Genomic DNA, 24,441 nt, shown 5'->3' with positions numbered 1-24,441 from the left:
AGCCTGCCGCTATGCTCGCCCTTTGATAATGAGAGGGGCGAGCATGGAGGCGAAAATCAGGCGCAGGACGCGCGACCCGGTCGCGACGCGCGCGGTGATCCTCGATGCCGCCGCCAACCTGCTGGCCAAGGACGGGCCGGAAGGCGTCAGCCTTTCTGCCGTCGCCCATCTCGCCGCCGTCAATCGCGGCACCGCCTACCAGCATTTCGAAACGCGCGAGAAGCTGATCGAGGCGACCATGCAGTGGGTCTCGGACAAGCTGTTCCACGCCGTCTTCGGCGATCCCGAGACTGTGGGCGAGCGCCGCGTCGAGGATGTCGACGTGGTCGCGCTGACCGAGCGGCTATGCGATTTCGCGATGGAAAATCCCGACATCTGCCGCGTCTGGCTCCAGCAGGTCCTGGCCTCGCCCAACCCGGCGCAGGACCCGTTCTGGCGGGAGTATTGCGGCTCGCTCGGCCGCTTTGCCGGCACAGATCTGGCGGAGCCGGGCATCGATTTCGAAGTCTATTCGGTGATGAACCTGGCCGGGGTGTTCTTCTGGCCGATCCTAGCCCGTGCCCATGCTGCCGATGAGGGCGAGCGCCGGGAACTGTCGCGCCGCTACTCGCGCGAGATCCTGCGGCTTTCGATGTACGGCACCATGCGGGCCAAGGCGTTTCCGAAGGTGGCGGATTTGCTCGCCGCCCACGGGGTTTCGCCGGGTGGCTGAGGCTGCGTCACAAGCATTACTCCCATTCGTCATTGCGAGCGCAGCGAAGCAATCCAGGGCGGTTTACGCGACTCTGGATTGCTTCGCTGCGCTCGCAATGACGAATAAAAAGGTTCGAGCAAAATCGCGAAAAGACGGCTTTCCTGTCAGCTCCGGATACCCCGGCCGTGATGCCGCTTCGCCTAGGCGATGCCGTGGCGCGCCGGCATTGACGCAGCGGCGCATATTCCCTTTCAGCTAGGGCCTGCATCGTCGGGCCGGAAAGGGCCCCTGAGGGAGTATGCCATGTTTTCCGCTATCGTGATCGACAAGACCGATGAGGGCCAGACGGTCGCTCTCCAGCAGCTTGACGAAAGCGCGCTGCCCGAAGGTGATGTCGCCATCGACGTCGCGTTTTCGACGCTCAACTTCAAGGACGGCCTGGCCGTTACCGGCGCTTCGCCGGTCGTGCGCAAGTTCCCGATGGTGCCCGGCATCGACCTCGTCGGCACCGTTACCGAAAGCAGCCATGGCGACTGGAAGGCCGGCGATACCGTCGTGCTCAACGGCTGGGGCGTGGGTGAGGGGCACTGGGGCGGCCTGTCGCAGAAAGCCAGGCTCAAGGGCGAGTGGCTGGTGCCGCTGCCCTCCGCCTTCACCCCGAAGCAGGCCATGGCGATCGGTACTGCCGGCTATACCGCCGCACTCTGCGTCGATGCGCTGGTGGATTGGGGCGTGACCCCCGATCAGGGCGAAATTCTCGTCACCGGTGCCACCGGCGGCGTCGGCTCGGTCGCCATCGCGATCCTCAAGAAGCTGGGCTACTCGGTCGCCGCGCTCACCGGCAAGCCGGGCGAGGCGGACTATCTGAAGTCGCTGGGCGCAGAGACGATCATCGACCGCGCCGAACTTTCCGAGAAGGGCAAGCCGCTCCAGAAGGAGCGCTGGGCCGGTGTCGTCGATACGGCCGGCAGCCACACGCTGGCCAACGCCATCGCCCAGACCAAGTACGGCGGCGCAGTTGCCGCTTGCGGTCTGGCGCAGGGCTTCGACCTGCCTTCGACCGTCATGCCCTTCATCCTGCGCGGCGTTTCGCTGCTGGGGATCGACAGCGTCATGGCCCCCAAGGCCAAGCGCCTGAAGGCCTGGGACCGTCTCGCCAAGGATCTGGACCCCGCCGCACTCGAAACCATCGGCCAGACCATCGGCCTGGGCGATGCCATCGAGGCTGCGCGCAAGTTCATGTCCGGTGAGGTCACGGGCCGTTACATCGTTGACGTGAACGCCTGATGCAGCCGGCGCGGCAGGCGGCTTGAGGGAGCCGCCCGCCGCGCCTGTACTTTGATGCGACAAGCGGGCCGCAGGCGCGCAAGGACGATGAGGAACGCATGGTCGAGGTAACCGCAGGCTTGTCCATCGCAAACGGCATTCCGCTGGCGGAAGAGCAGGGCATCGGCCCGCTCACGCTGGGCGGCTTCGTCCGCGAGGTATCGCGTCGTTATGGCCCGTCCGAAGCGGCGGTGATCCACCTTGGCGACAAGATCGAGCGCTGGACGTACGACGAGCTTTGGGCCCGCTCAATGGAAGTTGCCCGCGCACTCGTCGCTTGCGGCGTCGGCAAGGCCACGCGTGTCGGCGTGCTGGCGACGAACCGGCTCGAATTCCTCTCCGGCGTCTTCGGCACCGCACTCGCGGGCGGCGTCGCCATGACGGTGAGCACCTTCTTCACGCCGGCGGAACTCGAAACCGTCTTGCAGATGGGCGGCTGCTCGGTGCTGCTGCTCGAACGCCGCGTCCTCAAGAAGGATTTCGCGCAGACCCTCGTCGATCTCGAACCGCAGATCGGCACGGCCAGGCCGGGCGAAGTCGCTTCCACCAAGTTCCCGTTCCTGCGCCATCTCGCGGTGATCGACAGCGATGAAGGCCTCGGCGCGATAGAAGGCTGGAGCACGTTCCTCGCGCGCGGAAACGATGTCGATCCCGCGCTGGTCGATGCCGCTGCCGCCGCCGTGCAGCCGAGCGATCCAGGCGTGCTGTTCTTCTCCTCGGGCTCGACCGGCAAGGCCAAGGGCATCCTGTCCGCCCATCGCGGCGTCTGCCTGCAACTCTGGCGCTGGCCGCAATGGTATGACGTGAAGGTGCCGCCGCGCACATGGTCGGCCAACGGCTTCTTCTGGTCGGGCAATTTCTCGATGGCGCTGGGCGGTACGCTCGGATGCGGCGGGTCGCTGGTGCTCCAGCGCTGGTTCGATGCCGAGGAAGCCCTGTCGCTGATGGAGGCTGAGAAGGCATCGATGATGCTCGCCTGGCCGCACCAGTGGGCCCAACTCATGGCAGCGTCGAATTACGACAGCGTCGACCTTTCGGCGATGCACTATATCGACGCGCTGACGCCCTGCGCACAGCATCCGACGATCGATACCGACTGGCGCGAGCCGGCACAGGCCTTCGGCAATACCGAGACGTTCACGCTGATCTCGGTCTTCGCCTCGGGCACGGCGGAAGCGATCGCCGGCAAGTCGCACGGCGTGCCGACCGCCGGCTCCACGATCAAGATCGTCGATCCGATGACCGGCGCGACGATGCCCTTGGGCGAGCGCGGCGAGATCGCCGTCAAGGGCCCGACGCTGATGCTCGGCTATCTCGGCGTGCCGCTGGACGAGTCGCTGGACGGGGAAGGCTTCCTGCGCACCGCGGACGGCGGCTACATTGACGAGCAGGGCCGCCTGTTCTGGGAAGGCCGCCTGAACGACATCATCAAGACCGGCGGTGCCAACGTCTCTCCGATCGAGATCGACGAAGTGATCCGCGCCCATCCCGAAGTGAAGATGGTGCAGACCGTTGGCGTGCCGGACGATCTTCTGGGGGAACTGGTGGTTTCCTGCGTCGTCGCAGTCGACGGGTCGCGCCCGGATGCCGGTGCGATCCGCGATTTCGCGAAGGAAAAGCTGGCGAGCTACAAAGTGCCGCGCCGCGTGCTCTTCGTGGCCGAGAGCGACCTCAAGACCACGGGCAGCGCCAAGATCAAGACCGCGGACTTGCGCAAGCTGGCCGCCGAACGATTGGAAGCGGAAGTGAGCCTAGGCTGACCGGGCCTGGATAGCAGGGCCAAGCTGACGCCAGAGGGGAGAAGCGCATGACACAGGCACTCGATTTCGGGGACTGGCTGGATATCTGCAATCTCAAGGCCCGTTACTGCCGCCTGCTCGACACCAAGGACTGGGACGGCTGGGCCGCGCTCTTTACCGAAGATTGCGAGATCGACACGCGCCCGGCCGGCGGCACATTGGAAAAGGGGCGGGACAGGTTCGTTTCCATGGTCCGCCAGTCGCTGGCGGACGCGAAGACCGCGCATCAGATCCATTCGCCGGAAATGAAGCTGGACGACGGCAAGGTCGAAGTGATCTGGGCCATGCAGGACCGTGTCATCAAGGACAGTTTCGCGCTCACCGGCTACGGGCACTATCACGAGACCTGCGTGCGGACGGCCGAAGGCTGGAAGATCGCCAGACAGACGTTGTCCCGGCTGATCGTGGACATGTCCCGGCCCTCCTGACCACTGCTGTTTCGAAGAGCGGCGCCTGGCGGGCGCATCGATTGCGGGAAGTCTCCTCACGGCCGGGAAGCGATGCCGGTTTGAAGCCATGCCGATCCGGGCGGTGAGGGGGCGGTATCGGCGCGTTTCTTCGCGGCCAAGGTATCGCGGGGACGCTCCCGTCGAACCATCGTCGCCGCGATAGGCGGTGGCTTGCGGAGAGGCTAGTGTGTGCGAAATCGTGTCGGCAAGCACCGGCACTCGATAGCCGTAAAAGCGGGAGGATGCGTGGGTAAGACGATCGTGATCACTGGCGCCGGGGCCGGCCTCGGACGCGCGCTGGCAAGGCGCTTCGCCGGTGAGGGGGAAACCGTGATCCTGCTGGGGCGCACGCTGTCTAAGGTGCAGGAACTCGCGAGCGAAATCGGCGGCGCGGCCATGGCCGTGGAATGCGATGTCGCCTCTGCCGAATCCGTGCGCAAGGCCTTCGCGGCGATCGCCGAAAAGCACCCGAAGATCGACGTGCTGATCAACAATGCCGCAATCTACGAGCCGTTCACGGTGGCTGAGGCTACCGACGCGCAGATCAACGACATCATCGCCACTAACCTCAACGGACCGATCTACTGCTGCCGTGCGGCCATTCCGATGATGGAGGCAGGGGCCCAGATCATCAACGTGGGCAGCGAATCCATCGCCGTGCCTTTCGTGATGCTCTCGCTCTATCAGGCCACCAAGGCGGGCCTCGAGCGGTTTACGGAGGCCCTGGTGGAGGAACTGGAGCCCGCGGGCATCCGCGTCACCACCTTGCGCGCCGGGCCGATGTACGAACCGGGCAAGACCGCGCCGGGCTGGGATCAGGACGCGGCCATGCGCTTCCACGGCGGTTGCGCCGCAAAGGGCATCGACCTGCGCACGCGGCCGATCTCGCAGACCGAAAACGTCACCGGCGTGTTCCGCTCAGTGCTCGACCTGCCGCCAGACGTGCGCGTGCTGCACGTCTCGGTCGGGGCGCGCCGCCCATGAACGCTCCCGATCTCGTGCAAGAACCCGTTTCCGCCAAGGACCCGAACATGACCACTCTTCCCGAAGCCAAGCTCTATATCGACGGCCAACTGCGCGGCGCCAGCAACGGCGCCACGTTCGATGTGATCAGTCCCTGGACGGGCGAGCCGGTGGGCAAGGCCGCGGATGCCACTGCCGATGACGTGAACGCCGCGATTGCCGCGGCCCGCCGCGCCTTCGACGAGACCGACTGGGCCACCAATGTCGAAAAGCGCGTGGCGCTGGTCAAGAAATACCGCGATCTCTTCGAAGCAGCGCGCCCGCGTCTGGGCGAACTGGCGATGTACGAAGCCGGCGCGGCGCAAGGCGCGGTGAACCGCGCCCATGTCGACATGGCGCTTGACGGTTGGGACGATTACATGCGCGTCTTCGACCAGTTGGAATGGGAAAAGGACTACGGCGAGAAGCCCGCCTTCGGCATGATCCACAAGCGTGTCGGCGTGCGTGAGGCCGTGGGCGTGGTCGGCGCGATCACGCCGTGGAACGTGCCGCTCTACGTCAACATCGGCAAGATGGTCGCCGCACTGCTGGCCGGCTGCACCGTGATCCTGAAGCCCGCACCTGATACCCCGGGCATGGGCGCGATCTTCGGCGAACTGGCCAAGGAAGCCGGTTTCCCGGATGGCGTGATCAATGTCGTCTTCGGCGCGGACCCGGCGCTGGCGGGCGAAATGCTGGTTACCGATCCGCGCGTGGACCTGATCTCCTTCACCGGCTCCACCGGCGTCGGCAAGCGCATCATGGAGCAGGGCGCGCCCACGCTGAAGCGCGTGTTCCTCGAACTCGGCGGCAAGTCGGCCAAGATCGTGCTCGACGATGCACCGAACTTCGCGATGGAAGTGGGCATGGCGATGCTGGTGTTCCACGCCGGGCAGGGCTGCGCCGTGCAGTCGCGCCTGCTGGTGCCCAAGAGCCGCTATGACGAAGCCAAGGCCATCCTCAAGGGCGCCTATGGCAACTTCGGCGACAACTGGGGCGATATCGCCAATCCCGCGCACATCATGGGCCCGGTGATCTCCAAGCGTCAGATGGAGCGCGTGAAGAGCTACATCGACCTCGGCCAGGAAGAAGGCGCGACCCTGCTGGCGGGCGGCAATATCCGTCCCGACAAGGGAGGCGGTTATTTCGTGGAGCCTACCTGCTTCGTGGACGTTACCAATGACATGCGGATCGCTCAGGAAGAGATTTTCGGCCCGGTGCTGGTCGTCATTCCCTACGAGGACGACGAGGACGCCGTGCGGATTGCCAACCAGAGTTCCTATGGCCTATCGGGCGGTGTCAGCTCGGGCGACCTGAACCGGGCCATCAATATCGCCAAGCGCGTGCGCACGGGTTCGATGAGCGTCAACAACGGCATGTGCATTGCCGGGGACATTCCGTTCGGCGGATACAAGGCGAGCGGCATGGGCCGCGAATGGGGCGTTGAAGGCATTGAAGAGTTCACCGACGTCAAGATCCTCGCCTGGCCGGTCGGCCAGGTCCAGGCAGCCTGACGGCGAACGGCCCGGCCCGGTGGAATCCACGTCGCAGGATGCCGGGCCCGAAGCTGCCGGGAATCAGAAGATAGCGCCCGAAGAGACTGGCAAGGACGAGACTGGCAGGGACGGAACTGGCAGGGACGGGGCGGCGATCGGGCTTTCCGCTTTGCCGCCGTTGCTGGCCGCGGCCGTCACGGACGCCAGTGCGGGGATCAGCCACAACCTTCACGGACAGCGGCTGGGCAAGAAAGGTCGGATCACGCGCGAGCGCATTCTCGCGGCTGCGATCGAACTTGTCGAGAAGACCGACGAACCCGTCACGCTGGGCGCGGTTGCGCGTGCAGCGGGGCTGGGGATGACCTCGCTCTACAACTACTTCACCGATTTCACGGAATTGCTGCTGGCGATCCTCGAGCCGGTCATGGGCACCGCTCAGGAGGAATATTTCGCGCAAGTCCGCGACTATTGGCCTGACGACGACTTGTCCTCGCGCGCCATGTCCTTCGTGCGATCATACCACCAGTTCTGGGCCCGCCACACCGGACTGCTCCACTTGCGCAATGCCATGGCGGACCAGTTCGACGTTCGCATCATGCATCAGCGCGTCAACTCCACCCGGCCGTTGATCGGTCTGTTCGTGGCGCAGATGGACCAGCGCGGAATCCTGGGCGATACCGCCGTGCTCATGGCCACGACGCTGATGACCGGGATCGAGCGTTCTATCACGCTGGCGACCGACCGCAGGCTGCGGCGTATCCTGGGCACGCTGCCTGGGCGGCGGGACGAAAGCCTGCTCGAGATCAACGCCCGGCTGATGGAGCTGGCCATCCGCGACACGCGTGAGCGCGCGGCCGCAGAAGAGGCGCAGTCCCGTTAAAGGACTGGCCAGGCTTCAGCCGCGGTAGGCTTCAGCCGCGAACTTGCCTGAATTCTGCCTCACTGGCCCGATGCAGGCGTGGCCTGATCGCCGCCGAGCACGCGGTAAAGCGTGATGCGATTGCTCGCCGCAGCAAGACGTACCGCGATTTCCTGCTGCCTGGCGCTGTAGAGGCTGCGCTGCGCGTCCAGGTTTTCAAGCGAACTGGTGATGCCCTGCCGGTAGCTGGCCTCGGTCAGCCTGGCGGTATCGGAGGCGGCCGCGGTGAAACGGGACGCAGCGCGCATCCGCTCGTTCAGCGTGCCCTGGTCCGCCAAAGCGTCGGCCACTTCGCGGAAGGCGGTCTGGATGGCCTTTTCGTAAGTTGCCAGTGCGGCGTCGCGCTGGGCCTTGGCGACGTCGACATTGGCCACTCGGCCGCCGGCGTTGAAGATCGACCAGCTGGCATTGGCGCCCAGGCTTGCCGTGAAGGCGCCCTTGTCGAACAGGGCGGACAGCGCATTACTGGCGAAGCCGAGCAGGCCGGTCAGCGAGATCGAGGGGAACAGCTCAGCCCGCGCCGTGCCGATATCGGCATTGGCCGCGCGCAGCGAATATTCGGCTTCCACCACATCGGGGCGGCGAAGCAGGACTTGCGAACTGGTGCCCGCTGGCAGGACGGCGAGCGACTGGTTCACTTCGTCGACGCTGGTGGGAAGCAGGCTCTGGTCGAAATCGGCGCCGACCAGGAGGCGAATCGCGTTCACATCCTGCGCCAGTGCCGTTCTCTGCGACGCGACATCGCCGCGCGCGGTTTCCAGCACTTGTTCAGCCTGCCGCAGATCGGTGCGCGGGGCGACGCCGCCCTTGAGGCGGGCGCTGGTGAGCGTAACGCTACGCTCGGCATTGGCGGCCGTGGCCTGGGCAATGCGGAGCAGGTCGTTGTCGGCGGCGTAATTGGCCCATGCCTGCGCGAGGTCTGCGACGAGGCCGAGGCGCACCGTGCGCGCTGCCGCCTCGGTGGAGAGGGCGGTGTCGCGCTGGGCCTGGGTGGCGCTGGCATATTTGCCGAAGAAGTCGAGTTCGAAGCTCGAGATACCGCCCTGCACGGAATAGGAGGTGCGGTCTCCCGTCCCGTTGGTGCCTGATCCGTTCGTCGTGCTGCCGCTGCCCGCTTCGGTTCGCGTGACCGATCCGTTGACACCCACGGCCGGGAACTGGTTCGCGCGGACCACCCTGACTTGCGCGCGGGCGGCGGCCAGGTTGGCCGCGGCGACCCGCAAGTCACGGTTGTTGGTGAGCGCCTGTTCTACCAGCGACTGCAGGCGGCGGTCGCGGAAGATCTCGGCGTAGGATACCAGTGGCAGCGCCGCCTCGCTCTGCGCGAGATAGGCGTCTCCGACCGGCCAGGAGACCGGGACGGGCGGGGCCGGCGCGACATATTTCGGTGCCATCGAGCAGGCGCCGAGCGCGAGGGTAAGCGCGGAAAGGCCCGTGAAACGAGAGCGGATCATGCGGCGCCTCCCTTGCGCGCGCGGCGCTCCTGCATGCGGCGGCGGACCGAGGCGATGCCATCGCGTACGCCGCGGCGAACGAGCACGAAGAAGAGCGGGATGAAGAAGATCGCCAGCAGGGTTGCGGTCAGCATGCCGCCGACCACGGCGGTGCCGATGGCGATGCGGCTGTTGGCGCCGGCACCGCTGGCGATGGCCAGAGGAACCACGCCGAAGATGAAGGCGAAGCTGGTCATCAGGATCGGCCGCAGGCGGATGCGGGCGGCTTCGAGGGCGGCGTCGATCACGCGCTTGCCCTGTCGCTCGGCCTGTTCGGCGAACTCGATCATGAGGATCGCGTTCTTGGCGGCCAGACCCATCGTCGTAAGCAGGCCGATCTGCAGGTAGACGTCGTTTTCCAGCCCGCGCAAGGTGACGGCGAGGATGGCGCCGAGCAGACCCAGCGGAATGACCAGAATCACCGCGATCGGGATCGACCAGCTCTCGTAGAGCGCGGCGAGGCAGAGGAACACGACCAGAAGCGAGAGCGCATAGAGCAGCGGCGCCTGGCCAGAGGAGAGCCGCTCCTGATAGGACGATCCGGCCCAGGCGACGGCGGTGCCGGGGATCTGGCTGGCCAGTTCCTCCATCACGTCCATGGCCGTGCCGGAGCTGACGCCGTCCCCGGGGCTGCCTGAGAATTCGTAAGCCTGAAGGCCGTTGAAGCGCGAGGACGTGCTGGGTGCGGTGGACCAGCTGATCGTCGAGAAGGCCGAGAAGGGCACCATCTGGCCGCTCGTGCCGCGCACGAACCAGTTGGCGAGATCCTCCGGCCGCGACCGGAACTGGGCGTCACCCTGGACGTAGACACGCTTGACGCGGCCCTTGTCGATGAAATCGTTGACGTAAGTGCCGCCCCAGGCCGTTTGCAGCGTGGAATTGGCATTCGCCGCCGTCACGCCGTAAGTCGTCAGCGCGCGGGTGTTGGAATTGACCTTCAGGGTCGACACGTCGGGAAGGTCGCTCAGGCGCACGTTGGTGAGGCGGTCGTCGGCGCCGGCCTTGGCCAGCAGTTCGTCACGGGCCTTCTGGAAATCGGCGCGGGCCATGCCGTTGCGGTTCTGCAGTTCCATCGTGAAGCCCGAAGACGAGCCGAGACCGCGGATCGCGCCCGGAACCAGTGTGAACACTTGCGCATCGCGAATGCCGCGGAACGCGCCATTGGCCCGCTGGACGATGGCATCGGCGGTGTTCTTGCTGCCCGGGCGTTGTTCCCAGTCCACCAGCGTGACGAAGGCCTGGCCGGTGTTCTGGCCTGCCGCGCCCTGGCCGCCGCCCGAAAGCGTGAACATGCTGGCGATGTTCGCCTTCTCGTATTTGGTGAAATATTGCTCGACCTGGCGCTGCACGTCTTCGGTGCGGGTGCGCGGAGATCCGGCCGGCAGGCGCCACTGAACGATGATCGTGCCCTGGTCCTCGTTCGGCAGGAAGCCGGTGGGCAGGCGCTGGAACAGGCCATACGTGGCGACGCAGGCAATGGCGAAGAGCAGCAGCCAGCGCCACTTGTGCTCGACGACGCGGCCGACGCGGTGGGCATAGGCCTCGGTCAGGTTCTCGAAGCTGCGGTTGAACCAGGTGTGGAAGCGCTCCCAGGGCCTCACGACCCAGGGCATCCGGCGCTGGATCCAGCTGGGGACTTCCTCGCCCTCGATATCCTTGGGCTTGAGCAGGGTGGCCGTCAGCGCCGGGCTGAGGATCAGCGCGACCAGCACGGACAACACCATGGCGACCACGATGGTCAGCGAGAACTGGCGGTAGATCACGCCCGTCGAACCGCCGAAGAAGGCCATCGGCAGGAACACCGCCGAGAGCACCAGCGCGATCGCCACGAGCGCCGTCTGGATTTCCTCCATCGACTTGATCGTGGCCTCGCGCGCGGACATGCCCGGGTTTTCCTCAAGCAGCCGCTCGACGTTCTCCACCACGACGATCGCGTCGTCCACCAGCAGGCCGATGGCGAGGACGAGGCCGAACAGGGTCAGCGTGTTGATCGAGAACCCGGCCACGTAGAACACCGCGAACGTGCCCAGCAGCACGACCGGCACCGCGATCGCCGGGATCAGCGTGGCGCGCCAGCTTTGCAGGAACACGAACATGACGATGACGACCAGCACGATCGCCTCGAACAGCGCCTTTTCCACTTCCGCGACGGAGAGCTTGATGAAAGCGGTGGAATCGTTGCCGTACGTATAGGCGAGGCCGTCGGGCATGCCCTTGGCCAGCTCGGTCATTTCCGTCTTCACCAGCTCCGCCGTGGCCAGCGCGTCGGCGCCCGGCGAGAGCGAGATCGAGATACCGGCGCCGGGGTGGCCGTTGATGCGGCTGATCGAACTGTAGTTCTCGGCGCCGATCTCCACGCGCGCGACATCGGCAATGGTGACGACGGAGCCGTCGCTGTTGGTCTTGAGCACGATGTTGCGGAACTGCTCGGCCGTCTGGAGGCGCGAGCCGGCCGTGACGATCGCGTCGATCGCCTGGTCCTTGGGCGAGGGCAGGCCGCCGATCTCGCCGGCGGCGACTTCGGTATTCTGGGCGGTGATCGCCGAGGTGACGTCGCTGGGCATCAGCGCGACGGCGGCAAGGCGCGTCGGATCGAGCCAGATGCGCATCGCGTGGGGCGCGCCGAAGACGTTGACGTCGCCCACTCCGGAAATACGCGAAAGCGGGTCCTGGATGTTCGAGGCCAGATAGTCCGACACGTCCTGGTTGGAGCGGGTGTCGGTCTCGTCATAAACGGCCACGAGGAGGAGCTGGTCGGGGTTGGACTTGGTGACCGTGACGCCCTGGTTCTGCACCGCCTGCGGCAGGCGGGAGAGCGCGGACTGGACCTTGTTCTGGACCTGGACCTGCGCGATGTCCGGGTCCGTGCCCTTGGTGAACACGGCGCTGATCGAGGCTTGCCCGCGGTTGGAGGACTGCGAGCTGAAATAGAGCAGACCATCGATGCCGGTGAGCTGCTGCTCGATCACCTGGGTGACGCTGTTCTCGATCGTTTCGGCCGAGGCGCCGTTGTAGGTGGCGCGGATGTTCACCTGGGTCGGCGCGATGTCCGGGTATTGCTCGTTCGGCAGGTAGGCCAGCGCGCCGAGGCCCGCCAGCATGACGATGATGGCCAGAACCCAGGCAAAGATCGGTCGGTCGATGAAGATGCGCGACATGGGGTGGCTCAGTTCCCCTTGGCGGCGGGCCGGCCGCCGGCATTCGCCCCGCCGGATTTGCCTTCACCGGACTTGCCGGAAGGCGGGGCGATGGTCTGCGCGCTCGACGCCGCGACCGGCGTGATATCCGCGCCCTGCTTGAGGCCATTGAGGCCCTGAACGATGACCTTGTCGCCCTTCTTCAGGCCGGCCGTGACCACGGCGTTCACGCCCTGCGTGCGATCGGCGGTGACCTTGCGGCGCGCGGCCTTGTTGTCGGTGCCGACGACCATGACATAGGCCGAACCGTCGAAATCGCGCTGGACCGAATTCTGGGGGATGAGGAACGCGTTGGGATCGGTGGCCTGATCGAACACCGAGGAAACGAACATGCCGGGCAGCAGCAGGCCGTCCGGATTGGGGAAGCTGGCGCGCAGGGTGACGGTGCCGGTGTCGGGATCGACGGTCACTTCCGAGAACTGGACGGTGCCTGGCAGGGCATATTGCGATCCGTCGTCGAACTTGAGGTGGACTTGCGTGCTGCCGGGATTGACGCCGCCGGCCGCCAGCTTCCGCCGCAGTGCGGTGAGATCGGAGGCGGACTGCTGCATGTCGACGTAGATCGGGTCCATGCGCTGGATGACGGCCAGGGGGTCGGTCTGGCTGGCGCTGGCAAGCGCGCCGACGGTCGAGAGCGAGCGGCCGATGCGGCCGCTGATCGGCGCGGGCACGGTGGTGAAGCGCAAGTTGATCTTGGCCGTGTCCAGCGTGGCCGCGTTCTGGGCGATCGAGGCCTTGGCCGAGCGCGCGGTGGCCAGCGCGTCGATATAGTCCTGGCGGGCGACGGCTTCCATGTCGGCCAGCGGCTTGTAGCGCTGGGCCTTGGCGGATGCCGCTTCGGCGGTGGCGCGGGCGCTGGTCAGGTCGGCCTCGGCCTGGTTGACGGCGGCGCGGTAGAGGCTGGGGTCGATCTGATAGAGCGGTTGCCCGGCCCGGACCATCGAGCCTTCGGTGAAGAGGCGCTTGACGACGACGCCGGTGACCTGCGGGCGGACTTCGCTGGTCTCGAAAGCGACGGTACGGCCGCTCAGCGTGACGGCCAGGGCGACCGAGGATGGCTCCACGACGACGAAGCCCACTTGCGGGGCTGCGCGCTTGTCATCCTTCTTCTCCCCCCCGGAACAGGCCGCGAGCAGCGCGGCGGAAAGCATGGCAAATGCCACCCGGCTCGCAGAGAGACGCAGGGAAAGGCGCGGCAGCGAAGCCGCCACAGGGGAAGAAGACGTGATTTTCAAGTCGCGCACCGTCAAAAGTCGTGTCGGCGCAGCTATTCAGCCTATTGTTGCCGCCCGCAAGCGGGCTTTTCGCAAGTGCGACAATTTGCGACCAAATACGAAGATTCTGGTGCGTTTTCGGCTCACCTATACGTCAAACACCCCCGTTTCCGGGGGTGTCCGAGATGTCCAGCCGATCTAGACGTCCTATTGGCCGAAACGCCCTACTGGTACCGCGCGAGCATCTGGAGCGAGGCGGCGTAATAGTCGTTGGTGAGCTGCGAAGGCTGGGCGCTGCCAAGCAGTTTGCCCACGACAGCGGCGCCGCCTGCCGAAAGGGCGTAGTTCGCCTCCTCGCCGGTGACCACGTCCACCCAGGCCGGGATCGGCTTGTTGGCGGCAAGGCAGGAGCGCCAGTAGCCGGCAATGTCCGGAACCAGCGACTGCCGGCCGCTGAGCGCGGCATAGAGGGGCACGCGAATGGCGTCGTAGCCGAAGCGGGGGGGCTTGTCCCGCGCCGGGGCGACCTGGTTGGGCGCGCTGATGACCACCCAGTCGCTGGGCAGATGGTGGGTTCCGAAGCGGGAAAGGCGAGTGATGGCCTCGCAATCGCTGATGATCGGACCCCAGACCTGCTGGCCGTCGAGCTTGGTAAAGGCGTCCATCGCGGGCCAGGCGAAATAGGATAGGTTCAGCGTGACTTCCTCGCCCTTCACGAAGCCCTGGACACCGGGCAGCAGCAGGCGGCGGCCGTGCCGTTCGACGACGCAGTGGCTGCGGATCGAGGAGCGGATCTGCGCGGCTCGGGCGGTGTAGTCGCCCCGGTTCCAGCGCTGCCCGGCCATGCCGAGGGCCCAAGCGATGACGAGATCGCCATCGGTGGCGTTGTTCTGGTCGGCCACCGGATTGGGCGAGGCGGGATCGTAGCGCCAGGCATGGAGCGCCATGTCGGTGCGCGAGAGGTGGCTCTGCGTCCAGCCGGCGATCCGTTCGAATGCCTCGGTATCGCCTGCCTTGTAGGCGAAAAGCAGGCCGTAGCTCTGGCCTTCGCTATGGCTGATGCCGTTGTTGCCGGTATCGACGATACGGCCTTCGGGATTGACGTAGAGGTCGCGCCAGGTGCGCCAGCTGGCGTCGCGCACGGGTGCGCGGCTTTGCGCGTCGGTGTTGCAGGCAGCCGTCATCGCCAGCATCAGCCCCAGTGAGAAGTTGCGGCGGTTGATGCCGGTGTCGAGAAGGAAATTCATGCCGATGCTCTTTCGTTGATCGACGGAAAGGCTCAGCGGCCGTGGCGCAGTTCGATCACGTCGCCCTGCCATTGGGCGACCGTGTGCAGCGCCGGGCCGCTTCCGAGCACGCGGAACCACGCATCGTAGGCGCCTTGCAGCAAGCCCAGCAGCATCGTGTTCCAACTGCCCTGCTGGTCGGAGGCAAGGGCCTTGGGCAGGTTGCGGTGGTGGACGACGATGGCATCGTCACCCACGGCCAGTTCGATCTCGCCCCAGCCCAGGTCCTGCCAGAAGCCGTTGATGCGGGCGCAGAGCACGGCGGCATCGCTGACGCCTTCCAGCGGCTCCAGCGTCGCCATGCGCCGGCCTATGGCCGCGAAGAAACCCTGCGCCTGCGCGGAAGGTGCGCCTTCGCAGACTTCGGCTGCGGCCATCATCGCGAAGAGCGCGAGGCCCCCTGCGCCGCTCTGTTCGCCCTCGGAACGAGGGGAGGGAAATGCGTGAAGTTTCATCGGCCGGTGCTCCCGAAATTCTGTCTCACGCCCAATAAGCTCCGGAACTCGTCATAAGATCCGAAGGTGTTGTAGCTGGCCTCGCCGCCGATGCGGGTGGTGGGGCTCAGCTTGTAGTAGATCGACAGGTCGCTCGACACGGCGAAGCCGGTCTTGCTGATGCTGTCGTAGTAGGAACGCACGTCGTTGTTCGCCGCCTTCAGCACGTCGAGCGCAGCCTGCAACTCGTCGTTGATCGGATAGAGGTTGGTCTGATCCTGCTTGTAGCTTTGGAAACCGGGCGTGAACGAGGCGCGGATATCGAAGAGTTCGTCTTCCATGGTGTAATTCACCGGGAAGCCGACGCTGATGAAGTTCTGCGGGCTGAAGTAGCCGCCGTTGCCCCAGGTGAAGTAGTTCTGGCTCTTGTCGTAGCCCTGGTAGTTCACGTTGAGGCCCACGGTGAGGTTGGCATGCGTGCCGTGGTAGGCGCGCAAGTAGCCGCCGACGTTGGCCTCGAAACCGTCGTTGCGGGCGACGTTGGTGCCGCGGAAGCGGTAGTAGCGGCCTTCCGCGTAGACGCCGCTGCCATCCTCGTAATAGGAAAGCCCGGCGCCGCCTGCCGAGCGCATGACCTGGCCCCAGCGCATGCCCGTCACCGGATCGCGGGTGCCGGCATAGGACAACACGCTGTCGGTCACGGGCTGGCGCTCCGCGAAGACCTTGGCGCGCACGGTTTCGGACAGCTTGGGCGAGGCTTCGGCGTGGAAGGTGGCCTTGGTCTTGCCCATGCCGACCGGGGTGGTGCCGCCTTCGAGCTTGACGGTGTCGCTCTCGTAACCCGCCGTGAAGGCGACGCCCGAGGCGTTCTGGGTCTGGGCCGAGGGGAAGACCGAGGGTTGTTCCAGGACGATGGCCGCCGCCTCGATCAGGCCGTTGAGGCCGAACCGTGCCTGACCGGACTGGTTGGCCCGTCCGGCATCGATCACCGAGGCTTCCGCCTTGGCATAGACCCGGCCGCCCGGCGCATCGGTGGAGAAGCGGGCCGAACCCTTGATCTCGTCCAGCTGGCTGAGGCCCGCTTCGCCCGAGCGGCGGCGGTATCCGGTGACGATGTCGGCGCGGGGGCCGCTGTCTTGGGAGAGGTCGGCGATCTGCGACTGGATCTGGGCCATGACCGGATCGGCCGAGTAAGCGGTGGCCGAGCCTGCATCCATGCCCGCGTCGGCCAGTCCGCTTCCGTAGCTGCCGCCACCATACGTGTTGCCGCCATAGCTGCCGTTGCCGGCCGCCGGGTAGGGCGCTGCGGCCACGGCGGGGGCGCCGTAGCCCGAGGGCGCGCCATAGGCGGGTGCCGCGCCATAGTTCGAAGGTGCGTCGTAGCTTGCGGCCGAGCCATAGCTGGCGGCGGGCGCGCTCGGGACGCGGGTGCCGCCGCCCAGAGCGAAGGGGTTGACCGGCTGCGGCGCGGCGACGGCGCGGCCCCGGAACGGGTTGGAGCCGCCGGCCGGGGTCATGGCCGCGAAAGGATTGCCGCCGGCAAGACCTTCGATCGAGGTGCCGCCCTGGCCGCGCGCATAAAGGTTCTGCGCATCCTTGAGCAGGTTCATGGCTGCCCGGTCATTGCCGCGCGCGCGCTCCACATTGGCGAGCGAGAGGCGGACCTGGTAGTCCTGCGGGAAGGCGCGGAGCACGTCGTTCTGGGCGCGGCGGGACAGATCGTTGTCCCCGGCCGCCTGCGCGGTTTCGGCCAGCCCGAGCAGGGCGTCCTTGTCGCCGGGCTTGCGCGCCAGCACGAGCTGCCAGGTCTGGGCCGCGCGCGCGGGCATCTGGCCGCCCTGGTAGAGGCGGGCGAGACCGGCAAGGATGTCCATGTTCTGCGGAGAGGCGCTCCAGGCGCTCTGCAGGATGTCGAAGGCCTCGGCGAAGCGGCCTGCCTGGCGCGAACGGTCTGCCTGGCTGACGAGCAGGGCGGAGTTCATGCGGGCATAGGCCTGTTGGCCCTCGGCCGAAGTGCCGGCCATGGCGCTGGCGCGCTGGAGTGCCTGCTGCGCGAGATCGTCGCGGCCGACGCGGGCGAGGACGCTGATGAGGCCCTCGTAGTCGGCAATCCCCGTGACCTGGCCCTGCATGGCGTTTTCCGCCACCGCGGCGGCGCCCTGGGCATCGCCCAGATCGTAAAGGGCATTGGCGACGGCGGCCTGCTTGCCCACCGGAATGGCCGACATGGCGCCAAGCTGGCGGAGCGAGGCGAGGGCCTGGGCCTGTTGGCCGCTGGCGGCCATGGCCTTGGCGCGGGCGATCGCGGCATCGCTCTTCACGCCGATGGCGAATGTGCGCATCGGTGCGGTGCGCTGTGCCTCTGGGATCATGTCGATCAGGCGCGCGGCTTCGGGCGCGCGGCCGAGATCGTTGTTGAGCAGGGCGGCGGCGTAGAGCGCGTCGGGCTGGCCCATCGAGGTCAGCGAGCGCAGCAGCGATTCCGCTTCGGGAATGCGGCCGCGGCGGATCTGGAACTCGGCGAATTCGTAGCGGATCCACGGGTCGGTGGGATCGAGCACGAGGCCGTTCTGGAACTCGCGCATGGCGCCCATGTCATCGCCATTGGCGGCCGCGGCCAGGGCCCGGCCGCGGGCGGCGCGCATCTGCAGGCGCTTGTCGTCGGAACCGCCGCCCTGGCCTGCCTGGCGGTAGAGATCGGCGGCGTCGGCGTAGCGGCCCTGCTTCTCGTAGATGTCGGCCAGGATTTCGAGCGCGGGCGCCGGTTCCTTGTAGCCCGAGCGGATCAGGCCCTCGGTCACCGACTGTGCATCGGCAAGGCGGCCCTGGGCCACGAAATTGCGGGCATCGGCCAGCCCGGCAAAGAAGCGCGCGGAGGCGAGGCCTTCGGCCCATTGGCTGGCCTTGCCGTAACGCGAGGCCTGTTCGAGGTAATTGGCCGCCTCGGCGAAATTGCTTTCGCGCAGGCGCACGAGGCCCAGGCCGCCCAGGGCGTCGGGGTCGCGGGAATTGACCGAAAGCGCGCGCTGGAACTGGCTGGAAGCCGAAGCGAGATTGCCGTCCTCCAACGCGTCGAAGCCCGCGACGCGGGCCTGACCGGCGCGATTGGCCGAAGAAGTCGGTGCCGGCGTGCTGCGCGTCGGCGCCGCGGCAACGCGCGCGGGCTGCTGCTGCACCGGCTGCGGGGCCGGCGTGCGCGCCGGCGCAGGCTTCGGGGCGGCTGCCTGCCTCGGTGCGGGCGCGGCCTTGGGAGCGGGCTGCGGCGCCGGCTTCGGGGCTGCGGGCCGGGCATTGAGCGCCTGGTTCACCGCGGCACTGTTTGGATCGAGCGCCTTGGCGCGTCGCAGCGCCTGCTGGGCCAGATCCTCACGCCCCTTGGAGCGCCAGTACTTCGCCTGCTGCAACAGGGCGTCTACCCCGGCCGCCTGGGCATAAACCGATACCGGGCTTACGCCGGCGGCCGCGGTGGAGAGCAGCAGGGCCAGGCCGACGAGGCGCAGGCGGGTCTTCGCGGAACTCATGCGTTGTCGTCCTGGTGGCCGAGGCGGCGCTGCGCCTGGCGACGGAAGTAGAGGTAGGTCGGGCCGGCGAGGATCGCGGCCAGGAACAGCGAGAACAGGCCCATCAGCATCGGACGCTGGCTGAACCAGTAAGCCAGCTTCATCCAGACCGGCAGCGAGCCGACCCAGTAGCGGTCGCCGATGGCGAAGCTGGTCATGCCGTCGCCCTTGGTCACCGCGAGGTCGCCCTGGATGGCGGCGTTGATCTTCACGTCGGACATGCCGTCGACCAGGGTGGGCAGCGCGCCGGCGTTGTCGGCCAGCATCGCGACCACGGTGCGGTCGGACGAGTAGGGCGAGCGGAAGCTGACGATCCCGGAGAAGCCCCGCGCATTGTAGACGAGCGGTGCAGCGGCCATCGGGTCGTTGCGCTCGGTGCCGCCGAAGAACGAGGTGGCATATTGCAGGGGCGAGCGTTCGGTCACTTCGAGGTGGCCGCCGACGTAGCGCACCGGCGCCTTGTCGAACAGCGAGCCGGCCGAGGCCAGCTCCACGCCGCCCACGACCAGCACGTCCTGGTCCTGCAGCTCGCTGGCGCTGGCCGAGGAACTGACGGTGATCCCGGTCACCGGAACGCCGGTGGAGTCACCGAAGCGGCCCATCAGCGCGAGGAAGGCCTCGACCGAGGAGGGCGAGGGATTGGCAGCCATCACCACCGTGGTTTCGGCAAGGTCGGGCGCCGCGGTGAAGGGGAAGCCGGCGCCGGCGAACGTCGCCAGGTCGGGCATGAGGATCGCGTGGTAGGCCGAAGTCAGGTCGATCGTGCTGGTGGGGTCGATCGACGTGCGCACGTTCTCGGGAAGAGTGCCGGTGCACTTCTTCTTGTCGGCGATGATGAGGTTGTAGTCGAGCGCCAGCTCGTTCTGTCCGAACAGGTTGTAGCGCGGCAGCACGACCGTGGCCGAGGAGTCTTCGCTCTTGGCGCCGCGCGCGCCGAACAGGTTGGTCCACCAGGTGGAGCTGAGCGGCAGCGTCTTGAGGTACTGGCCATTGAGCGAGGCATCGAGGCGCGAGGCGCGCTGGTCGAGCCAGTCGGCCGTGGGATAGCGGTAGGTCAGGTTCAGGCGGCCGCCTTCGCGGGGCCAGAAGAACAAGTCCGGCGCGACGCGGAAGCTGGCGGTGAGCGGGCCGGGACGGAAGCCCATGCCCTGCAGTGCGTAAGCGGGCATGATCTTGCCCAGCTGCACCGGCTTGTCGGTCGAGATCCAGCGCAAGGCGCCGTAACGCGGCCAGGCGGGGATGCGCACGCCGTCGAAGGACATGCGCTGTCCGCCGAACACGCCGCGGCCCAGGGCCACGGCACCGGCAGCGATGCGCAGGTCGGCGTCGCCCCGGCCCATCAGCACCAGCAGGGTGCCGGTGGGATCGACCGGGTTGCGCACGGCCGCGGCGCTGGGACCGGTCGCGGGTGCGATGTCCAGGCCGGGGATCGACTGACCTGCCTTGAGGAAGACCACGGCATTGCCCTTGGGCAGCGAGCCGTAGACCGGCTTGAACGAGAAGCCGCGATAGGAGGCCAGCGAGCCGAGCCAGGATGCCGTGGCGGCTGCGGCCTCAAGCTCGCCCTTGTGCGGCTGCCCGGCAAACACGAAGGGCATGCGCAGCGGCACGTTCTGGCCCTTGTCGAAGAACGGCAGCGGCAGGCGCGAGAGGTCGGGCTGGAAGGTCAGCGCCTGGTATTCGACCTCGAGGAACGAGCGGGTATTGCTGATGTTCGCCCAGAGCGAGCTGTGGAACGGATCCTCGCAATCGCGCGCGTAGTGCCCCAGGAAGCGGATGTTGAGCTGGTTGTCGCCCGGCAGGAGCAGGGCGGCGTTGATCGGGATGCGCAGGACGTGGCCGCCGGCCTCGCCGCGGGTCAGCGGCACGGCCTGGACCACTTCGCCGTTCACGATCACCACCAGCTGGCTGATGTCGTCCAGCATCTGGGCGGACCACGAGAGTTGCAGCGTGAGCACGGCCGAGGTCACGACGCGGTCCTGGCGCATGCCGAAGGGAATGCCGATTTCGCCCTGGGTGCCCTGGAGGCGGATCGGGCTGGTGACGCGCATGTCCTTGAAGGTCAGGCGCTCCCCAAGCCCGCTGCGCGGCGGGGCGGCGGCGTCGGCCGGTCCGTTCGCGGCGGTTTCCTGCGCAGGCGCCGCTGCGGACCGGGTCGGCGCGGCGTGAACTTCCTGGCTGCCGAACAGCACCGTGGCTACGCCCAGCGCAAGCGCGGCGGCCACGCCGGCCGCCTTGGCCAGCGGCAGCAGCGAACGCATGCCCTTGGCTTCCTTCGTCACCGCGGGGGCGGGCAGGGCCGGCATACGGGCAGCGATCTCGGCCATTTGCCGACGTTCGGAGAAATTGAGACGCAGCATGCGCTTGATCGTTACCATGTCGACAAGAATGATATCTGCCAGCGAGCGAAGCGCGCTGACTTGCGGGTTGGGGCCGGTGGGCTGCCAGGCGTCGGCACGGCCCATGACGGCGCGCACGAGGTGGCGGTTCGCCAGCATGTCCAGCTGTTCGAAGCGGACGTAGGCATTGCTGGAGCGGGTGCGCATGGTCTTGACCGGGATCGAGAGCACTTCGTCGCCCATGGCCATGGTGATGTGCGTCACCTCGACATCGCGCAGCGGCAGTTCCGGCGGCAGCGAGAGCGCGGCGCCGCCCATCGAGATGTCGATGGTGGTCGCGCTGACGACATGGCCGGAAGCGAGGTAGGCCGTGACCGGCAGCGAGACCGGAATACGAATGTCCTGCCGCGCCTGCCGGGTCTCACGCGCCACCGAGACGGCGGCGAGCAGGATGATGAGGCTGAAGGTCGCCCAGGCGCAGTTCAGCACCAGCGTATCGGTCTGGATGTTGAACATGTAGGGGAAGAAGGCCCATTTCACGACGGCGAGCAGGATGCCGCCCACCAGCAGGCCGATGCAGACGAGATGCGGCCGCACGATCGCCCAGTCGAAATAGGTCTTGTCGAGCAGCGAGCCCTTGTCGGTCACGTTGAACTTGCCCTTGCGGGGCTGCAGCCAGGTCATGACCGTGGGCTTCACGAGGTGGAAGGCCAGAATCGTTTCGTAGACTTCGCCCCAGTAGGGGCGGCGGTCTCCGCCCTGCGTGCGCTCGTTGGCGATCGAGGAGCAGAACAGGTGCGGCATGGCATAGGCGAAGATCAGCGAGGCCGAAGCCTGGATGATGTTCTGGCCGAAGATCAGGTAGGCGAGCGGGCTGGTCAGGAAGGCGATGCGGGGCAGCGGATACTGGAAGTGCAGCATCGCGTTGAGGTAGCAAAGCCGCTGCTGCCAGGTGAGGCCCTTGCCGGTCAGCGGGAAGTCGATACGCAGGATCTGCGTCATGCCGCGGGCCCAGCGGATGCGCTGGCCGACGTGGAGCACGAGGCGCTCCGTGGCCAGGCCGGCCGAAAGGCGGGCGCTGATATAGGCGGTGTTCCAGCCGGTGCGCTGCAGCTTGAGCGCGGTATGGGCGTCCTCGGTCACGGTCTCGCCCGCGAAGCCGTTGGTTTCCATCAGCGCCTCGCGGCGGATGATCGCGCAGGAGCCGCAGAAGAAGGTGGCGTTCCAGAGGTCGTTGCCGCCCTGGACCGCGCCGTAGAACAGATCGCCCTCGCCGGGCATGTCACCCATGGTCGAGGCCAGGTTGCGCTGCACGGGATCGGGCGAATACATGTGGTGCGGCGTCTGCAGCAGCGCGAGCCGCGGGTCGGTCTGGAACCAGCCCACGGTCAGCTGCAGGAAGGCGCGGGTGGGAACGTGGTCGCAGTCGAAGATGGCGATCAGCTCGCCGTCGGTCTTCTTCATCGCCGCGTTGAGATTGCCCGCCTTGGCGTGAAGGTTGTTGTCGCGCGTCAGGTAGCCGCAGCCGGCTTCCTTGGCGAAAGCGCGGAATTCGGGACGCTTGCCGTCATCGAGGATGAAGATGCGGTAGCGGTCGACCGGATAGTCGAGGTCCATCGCCGCGAAGACCGTGTTGCGCACGATCTCCAGGCTTTCGTTATAGGTAGGGATGTAGATGTCGACGGTGGGCCAGGTCTCGGGATCGCCCTTGGGCTCGATCACCGGGCGGTCCAGCGGCCAACTCGTCTGGATGAAGCCGAGGATGAGGATCACCCAGGCGTAGAGTTCGGCCAGGTAGAGCCCGGTGCCGAACAGGAATTCGGGCAGGGTGCCGAAAGCCAGCGTCTGCGTCGTGCGCCAGAACATGTAGCGCGTGGACATGAGCACGGCCAGCAGCCCGAGCGCGAGCGCGCCCTTGCGGCCGGGCCAGCGCTTCATCACCAGCGTTCCCAGGATCGTCACGCCCGCGAACATCCACTGGGCATTGGTGTCGAGAGGGACCCCGATCACCATGGCCGCGATCAGGGCGATCGGAACGATCGCCAGAAGTCTGACGGCGCGGTGCGAAACGAGATTTCGGATCATGCGGCGAGGCTCACCGGCGCGACCCAGCTGTTGGTGGTGGAATCGAGGGTGGGCGCGATGGCCTCCGCGATCTGCTTCACGTCCGCCAGGGCCACGCTGGCCGGCGCGTAGCGGCCGAGCATCTGCAAGGTGGCGATGGCTTCGGGCACGGCTTCGTCCATGCGGATGCGGCCGATCAGGCGCTGTCCGGCCAGCTCGCGGATGAAGGCGGCGCCGTGGCGGCCAAGGCGGCGCGTTTCGTCGAGCGCATTGATCACGAAAGCGGTGCGCGCCAGGCCCTCGGGGCCGGCCTCGCCGAAGACCTGCGGCAGCAGGGCCAGGGTGTCGGGCTGGGCATTGATGGTGCAGACGTGCGCGCAGGCGTGTTCGATCAGGCGGCGCGCCAGGCGCGTGTCGCCGGAGGGCACGTCGACGACCAGGACGCGTTCCTTGCCGGGCTGGAAGTAACCCAGCTCGTTCAGCATCGGCACGAAGTCGAGATCCTCGGCCGCGCGGCGCCAGCTACGCAAGTTGATGCCGCCCACCAGCACCGCCTCGTCGGCCGGCGCGGTGATCGCGGGAAGCGAAGTGGCGGGAGAAAGGCCGAAGTGAAGCGGCAGGGAATCGCGCGCGGCGACGCTCACCACGGTCACGTCCGCGCCCTGCGCCGACAGACCCATCGCCAGATGAGCGGCAACGAAAGTGTTCCCGGTCCCCCCCTTGGGACCGTGACAGACGATCATCGGCATCAGATTTCCCCCCGGGCGCCAAGGTCCGACAAATGGCGCAACATCGCTCGTACATCGCGAACGGGCTCTTCAACAACTGATTTTGCAATCGATGGTGAAACAGAATGTTGCTCATAGCGGCTGAAGAGGTTCTTCAGCGGCTCCGCTGCGAGTTCCGGGTCGGAATTTTCCGTCTCGACAGGCGGCGCTTCGGCAGCCGTCTGGTCGAGCGTCTGAAGGCGTGGATCGCGCAACAGGGCTTCGAGGATCGGCCAGAGTTCGAGGTCGGAAAAGCGATCCTCGAATTCCTTGTACGCGAATTCGTTGCGGCCCAAGCGGTCCAGCAAATTCCTGGCATCAATGCGCATGACAATCCCCGTTGTTGCCCGAACAGGACTGACAACTAATGGTTAACATCGTATTTATACGTGAAATCCCGGT

General features: G+C 66.8%; 17 protein-coding genes. 8 read left to right on the top strand and 9 right to left on the bottom strand.

Going from position 1 to position 24,441, the window contains the following annotated elements; all coding sequences use genetic code 11:
- Nucleotides 1–43 precede the first annotated feature (43 nt).
- The 7 genes from EDF58_RS05005 to EDF58_RS04970 all read left to right on the top strand — a co-directional run bounded on the left by EDF58_RS05005 (nucleotide 44) and on the right by EDF58_RS04970 (nucleotide 7,646).
- Complete coding sequence (locus EDF58_RS05005) at nucleotides 44–712, top strand: TetR/AcrR family transcriptional regulator (protein ID WP_132263176.1); 669 nt, start codon at nucleotides 44–46, stop codon at nucleotides 710–712.
- A gap of 285 nt (nucleotides 713–997) precedes the next feature.
- Complete coding sequence (locus tag EDF58_RS04995) at nucleotides 998–1,981, top strand: MDR family oxidoreductase (RefSeq protein ID WP_132263173.1); 984 nt, start codon at nucleotides 998–1,000, stop codon at nucleotides 1,979–1,981.
- Between the two features lie 98 nt (nucleotides 1,982–2,079).
- Entirely contained in the window at nucleotides 2,080–3,780 is a 1,701-nt protein-coding gene (locus tag EDF58_RS04990; protein ID WP_132263171.1) for a class I adenylate-forming enzyme family protein, read from the top strand.
- Between the two features lie 47 nt (nucleotides 3,781–3,827).
- Complete coding sequence (locus tag EDF58_RS04985) at nucleotides 3,828–4,247, top strand: nuclear transport factor 2 family protein (protein ID WP_132263170.1); 420 nt, start codon at nucleotides 3,828–3,830, stop codon at nucleotides 4,245–4,247.
- A 267-nt stretch (nucleotides 4,248–4,514) separates the two neighbouring features.
- Nucleotides 4,515–5,252, top strand: a complete 738-nt coding sequence (locus EDF58_RS04980; protein ID WP_132263168.1) for an SDR family oxidoreductase — start codon at nucleotides 4,515–4,517, stop codon at nucleotides 5,250–5,252.
- Between the two features lie 47 nt (nucleotides 5,253–5,299).
- Nucleotides 5,300–6,784 (top strand): aldehyde dehydrogenase family protein, encoded by a 1,485-nt coding sequence (locus tag EDF58_RS04975; RefSeq protein WP_132263166.1) that lies wholly within the window; start codon nucleotides 5,300–5,302, stop codon nucleotides 6,782–6,784.
- Nucleotides 6,785–6,803: 19 nt separating this feature from the next.
- On the top strand, nucleotides 6,804–7,646 hold the full coding sequence (locus EDF58_RS04970; RefSeq protein ID WP_243654075.1) for a TetR/AcrR family transcriptional regulator: 843 nt from the start codon (nucleotides 6,804–6,806) through the stop codon (nucleotides 7,644–7,646).
- 59 nt (nucleotides 7,647–7,705) lie between these two features.
- On the opposite strand, the gene EDF58_RS04965 is transcribed toward EDF58_RS04970, so the two are convergent.
- From EDF58_RS04965 to EDF58_RS04955, 3 genes are read right to left on the bottom strand one after another with little or no spacing between them, the layout of a single operon-like run.
- Nucleotides 7,706–9,139: an efflux transporter outer membrane subunit gene (locus EDF58_RS04965; protein WP_132263164.1), complete on the bottom strand. Its 1,434-nt coding sequence runs from the start codon at nucleotides 9,137–9,139 to the stop codon at nucleotides 7,706–7,708.
- Nucleotides 9,136–12,336 carry an efflux RND transporter permease subunit gene (locus tag EDF58_RS04960; RefSeq protein ID WP_132263162.1) on the bottom strand — a complete coding sequence of 1,067 codons (3,201 nt, stop codon included), beginning with the start codon at nucleotides 12,334–12,336 and terminating at the stop codon, nucleotides 9,136–9,138. The genes EDF58_RS04965 and EDF58_RS04960 overlap by 4 nt, the downstream gene beginning before the upstream one ends.
- A gap of 8 nt (nucleotides 12,337–12,344) precedes the next feature.
- On the bottom strand, nucleotides 12,345–13,526 hold the full coding sequence (locus tag EDF58_RS04955; RefSeq protein ID WP_132264138.1) for an efflux RND transporter periplasmic adaptor subunit: 1,182 nt from the start codon (nucleotides 13,524–13,526) through the stop codon (nucleotides 12,345–12,347).
- Here EDF58_RS04955 and EDF58_RS25780 point away from each other — a divergent pair.
- Nucleotides 13,525–13,791, top strand: a complete 267-nt coding sequence (locus tag EDF58_RS25780) for a hypothetical protein (protein WP_165921332.1) — start codon at nucleotides 13,525–13,527, stop codon at nucleotides 13,789–13,791. The genes EDF58_RS04955 and EDF58_RS25780 overlap by 2 nt on opposite strands.
- A 22-nt stretch (nucleotides 13,792–13,813) precedes the next feature.
- Here EDF58_RS25780 and EDF58_RS04950 read toward each other — a convergent pair whose 3' ends face one another.
- The 6 genes from EDF58_RS04950 to EDF58_RS04925 are packed head-to-tail and all read right to left on the bottom strand — an operon-like array spanning nucleotide 13,814 to nucleotide 24,368.
- On the bottom strand, nucleotides 13,814–14,836 hold the full coding sequence (locus EDF58_RS04950; protein ID WP_132263161.1) for a glycosyl hydrolase family 8: 1,023 nt from the start codon (nucleotides 14,834–14,836) through the stop codon (nucleotides 13,814–13,816).
- A gap of 32 nt (nucleotides 14,837–14,868) precedes the next feature.
- Complete coding sequence (locus EDF58_RS04945) at nucleotides 14,869–15,330, bottom strand: hypothetical protein (protein WP_132263159.1); 462 nt, start codon at nucleotides 15,328–15,330, stop codon at nucleotides 14,869–14,871.
- On the bottom strand, nucleotides 15,327–18,830 hold the full coding sequence (locus EDF58_RS04940) for a cellulose synthase subunit BcsC-related outer membrane protein (RefSeq protein ID WP_132263158.1): 3,504 nt from the start codon (nucleotides 18,828–18,830) through the stop codon (nucleotides 15,327–15,329). The genes EDF58_RS04945 and EDF58_RS04940 overlap by 4 nt, the downstream gene beginning before the upstream one ends.
- Nucleotides 18,827–23,293, bottom strand: a complete 4,467-nt coding sequence (gene bcsA / locus EDF58_RS04935) for a UDP-forming cellulose synthase catalytic subunit (RefSeq protein ID WP_132263156.1) — start codon at nucleotides 23,291–23,293, stop codon at nucleotides 18,827–18,829. Before bcsA ends, EDF58_RS04940 begins: the two co-directional genes overlap by 4 nt.
- The gene (locus tag EDF58_RS04930) at nucleotides 23,290–24,021 is read right to left on the bottom strand and encodes a cellulose synthase operon protein YhjQ/BcsQ (RefSeq protein WP_132263155.1); all 732 of its coding nucleotides are present in this window, start codon (nucleotides 24,019–24,021) and stop codon (nucleotides 23,290–23,292) included. The genes bcsA and EDF58_RS04930 overlap by 4 nt, the downstream gene beginning before the upstream one ends.
- Nucleotides 24,021–24,368, bottom strand: coding sequence for a hypothetical protein (locus EDF58_RS04925; protein WP_132263153.1), 348 nt, complete (start codon nucleotides 24,366–24,368; stop codon nucleotides 24,021–24,023). Before EDF58_RS04925 ends, EDF58_RS04930 begins: the two co-directional genes overlap by 1 nt.
- Nucleotides 24,369–24,441: the final 73 nt, after the last annotated feature.

The organism is Novosphingobium sp. PhB57, assembly GCF_004342985.1.
In the GTDB taxonomy this organism is placed as follows: Bacteria; Pseudomonadota; Alphaproteobacteria; order Sphingomonadales; family Sphingomonadaceae; genus Novosphingobium.
The sequence above is the reverse complement of the archived record's forward strand: the minus strand, read 5'-3'. Positions and strand labels throughout refer to the sequence as shown.

Excerpts from the sequence above, each read along its gene's own strand:
- EDF58_RS05005 (WP_132263176.1), top strand. The coding sequence starts at position 44 with ATGGAGGCGAAAATCAGGCGCAGGACGCGCGACCCGGTCGCGACGCGC.
- EDF58_RS04995 (WP_132263173.1), top strand. The coding sequence starts at position 998 with ATGTTTTCCGCTATCGTGATCGACAAGACCGATGAGGGCCAGACGGTC.
- EDF58_RS04990 (WP_132263171.1), top strand. The coding sequence starts at position 2,080 with ATGGTCGAGGTAACCGCAGGCTTGTCCATCGCAAACGGCATTCCGCTG.
- EDF58_RS04985 (WP_132263170.1), top strand. The coding sequence starts at position 3,828 with ATGACACAGGCACTCGATTTCGGGGACTGGCTGGATATCTGCAATCTC.
- EDF58_RS04975 (WP_132263166.1), top strand. The coding sequence starts at position 5,300 with ATGACCACTCTTCCCGAAGCCAAGCTCTATATCGACGGCCAACTGCGC.
- EDF58_RS04965 (WP_132263164.1), bottom strand. The coding sequence starts at position 9,139 with ATGATCCGCTCTCGTTTCACGGGCCTTTCCGCGCTTACCCTCGCGCTC.
- EDF58_RS04960 (WP_132263162.1), bottom strand. The coding sequence starts at position 12,336 with ATGTCGCGCATCTTCATCGACCGACCGATCTTTGCCTGGGTTCTGGCC.
- EDF58_RS25780 (WP_165921332.1), top strand. The coding sequence starts at position 13,525 with ATGGCAAATGCCACCCGGCTCGCAGAGAGACGCAGGGAAAGGCGCGGC.
- EDF58_RS04955 (WP_132264138.1), bottom strand. The coding sequence starts at position 13,526 with ATGCTTTCCGCCGCGCTGCTCGCGGCCTGTTCCGGGGGGGAGAAGAAG.
- EDF58_RS04950 (WP_132263161.1), bottom strand. The coding sequence starts at position 14,836 with ATGAATTTCCTTCTCGACACCGGCATCAACCGCCGCAACTTCTCACTG.
- EDF58_RS04945 (WP_132263159.1), bottom strand. The coding sequence starts at position 15,330 with ATGAAACTTCACGCATTTCCCTCCCCTCGTTCCGAGGGCGAACAGAGC.
- EDF58_RS04940 (WP_132263158.1), bottom strand. The coding sequence starts at position 18,830 with ATGAGTTCCGCGAAGACCCGCCTGCGCCTCGTCGGCCTGGCCCTGCTG.
- bcsA (WP_132263156.1), bottom strand. The coding sequence starts at position 23,293 with ATGATCCGAAATCTCGTTTCGCACCGCGCCGTCAGACTTCTGGCGATC.
- EDF58_RS04930 (WP_132263155.1), bottom strand. The coding sequence starts at position 24,021 with ATGCCGATGATCGTCTGTCACGGTCCCAAGGGGGGGACCGGGAACACT.
- EDF58_RS04925 (WP_132263153.1), bottom strand. The coding sequence starts at position 24,368 with ATGCGCATTGATGCCAGGAATTTGCTGGACCGCTTGGGCCGCAACGAA.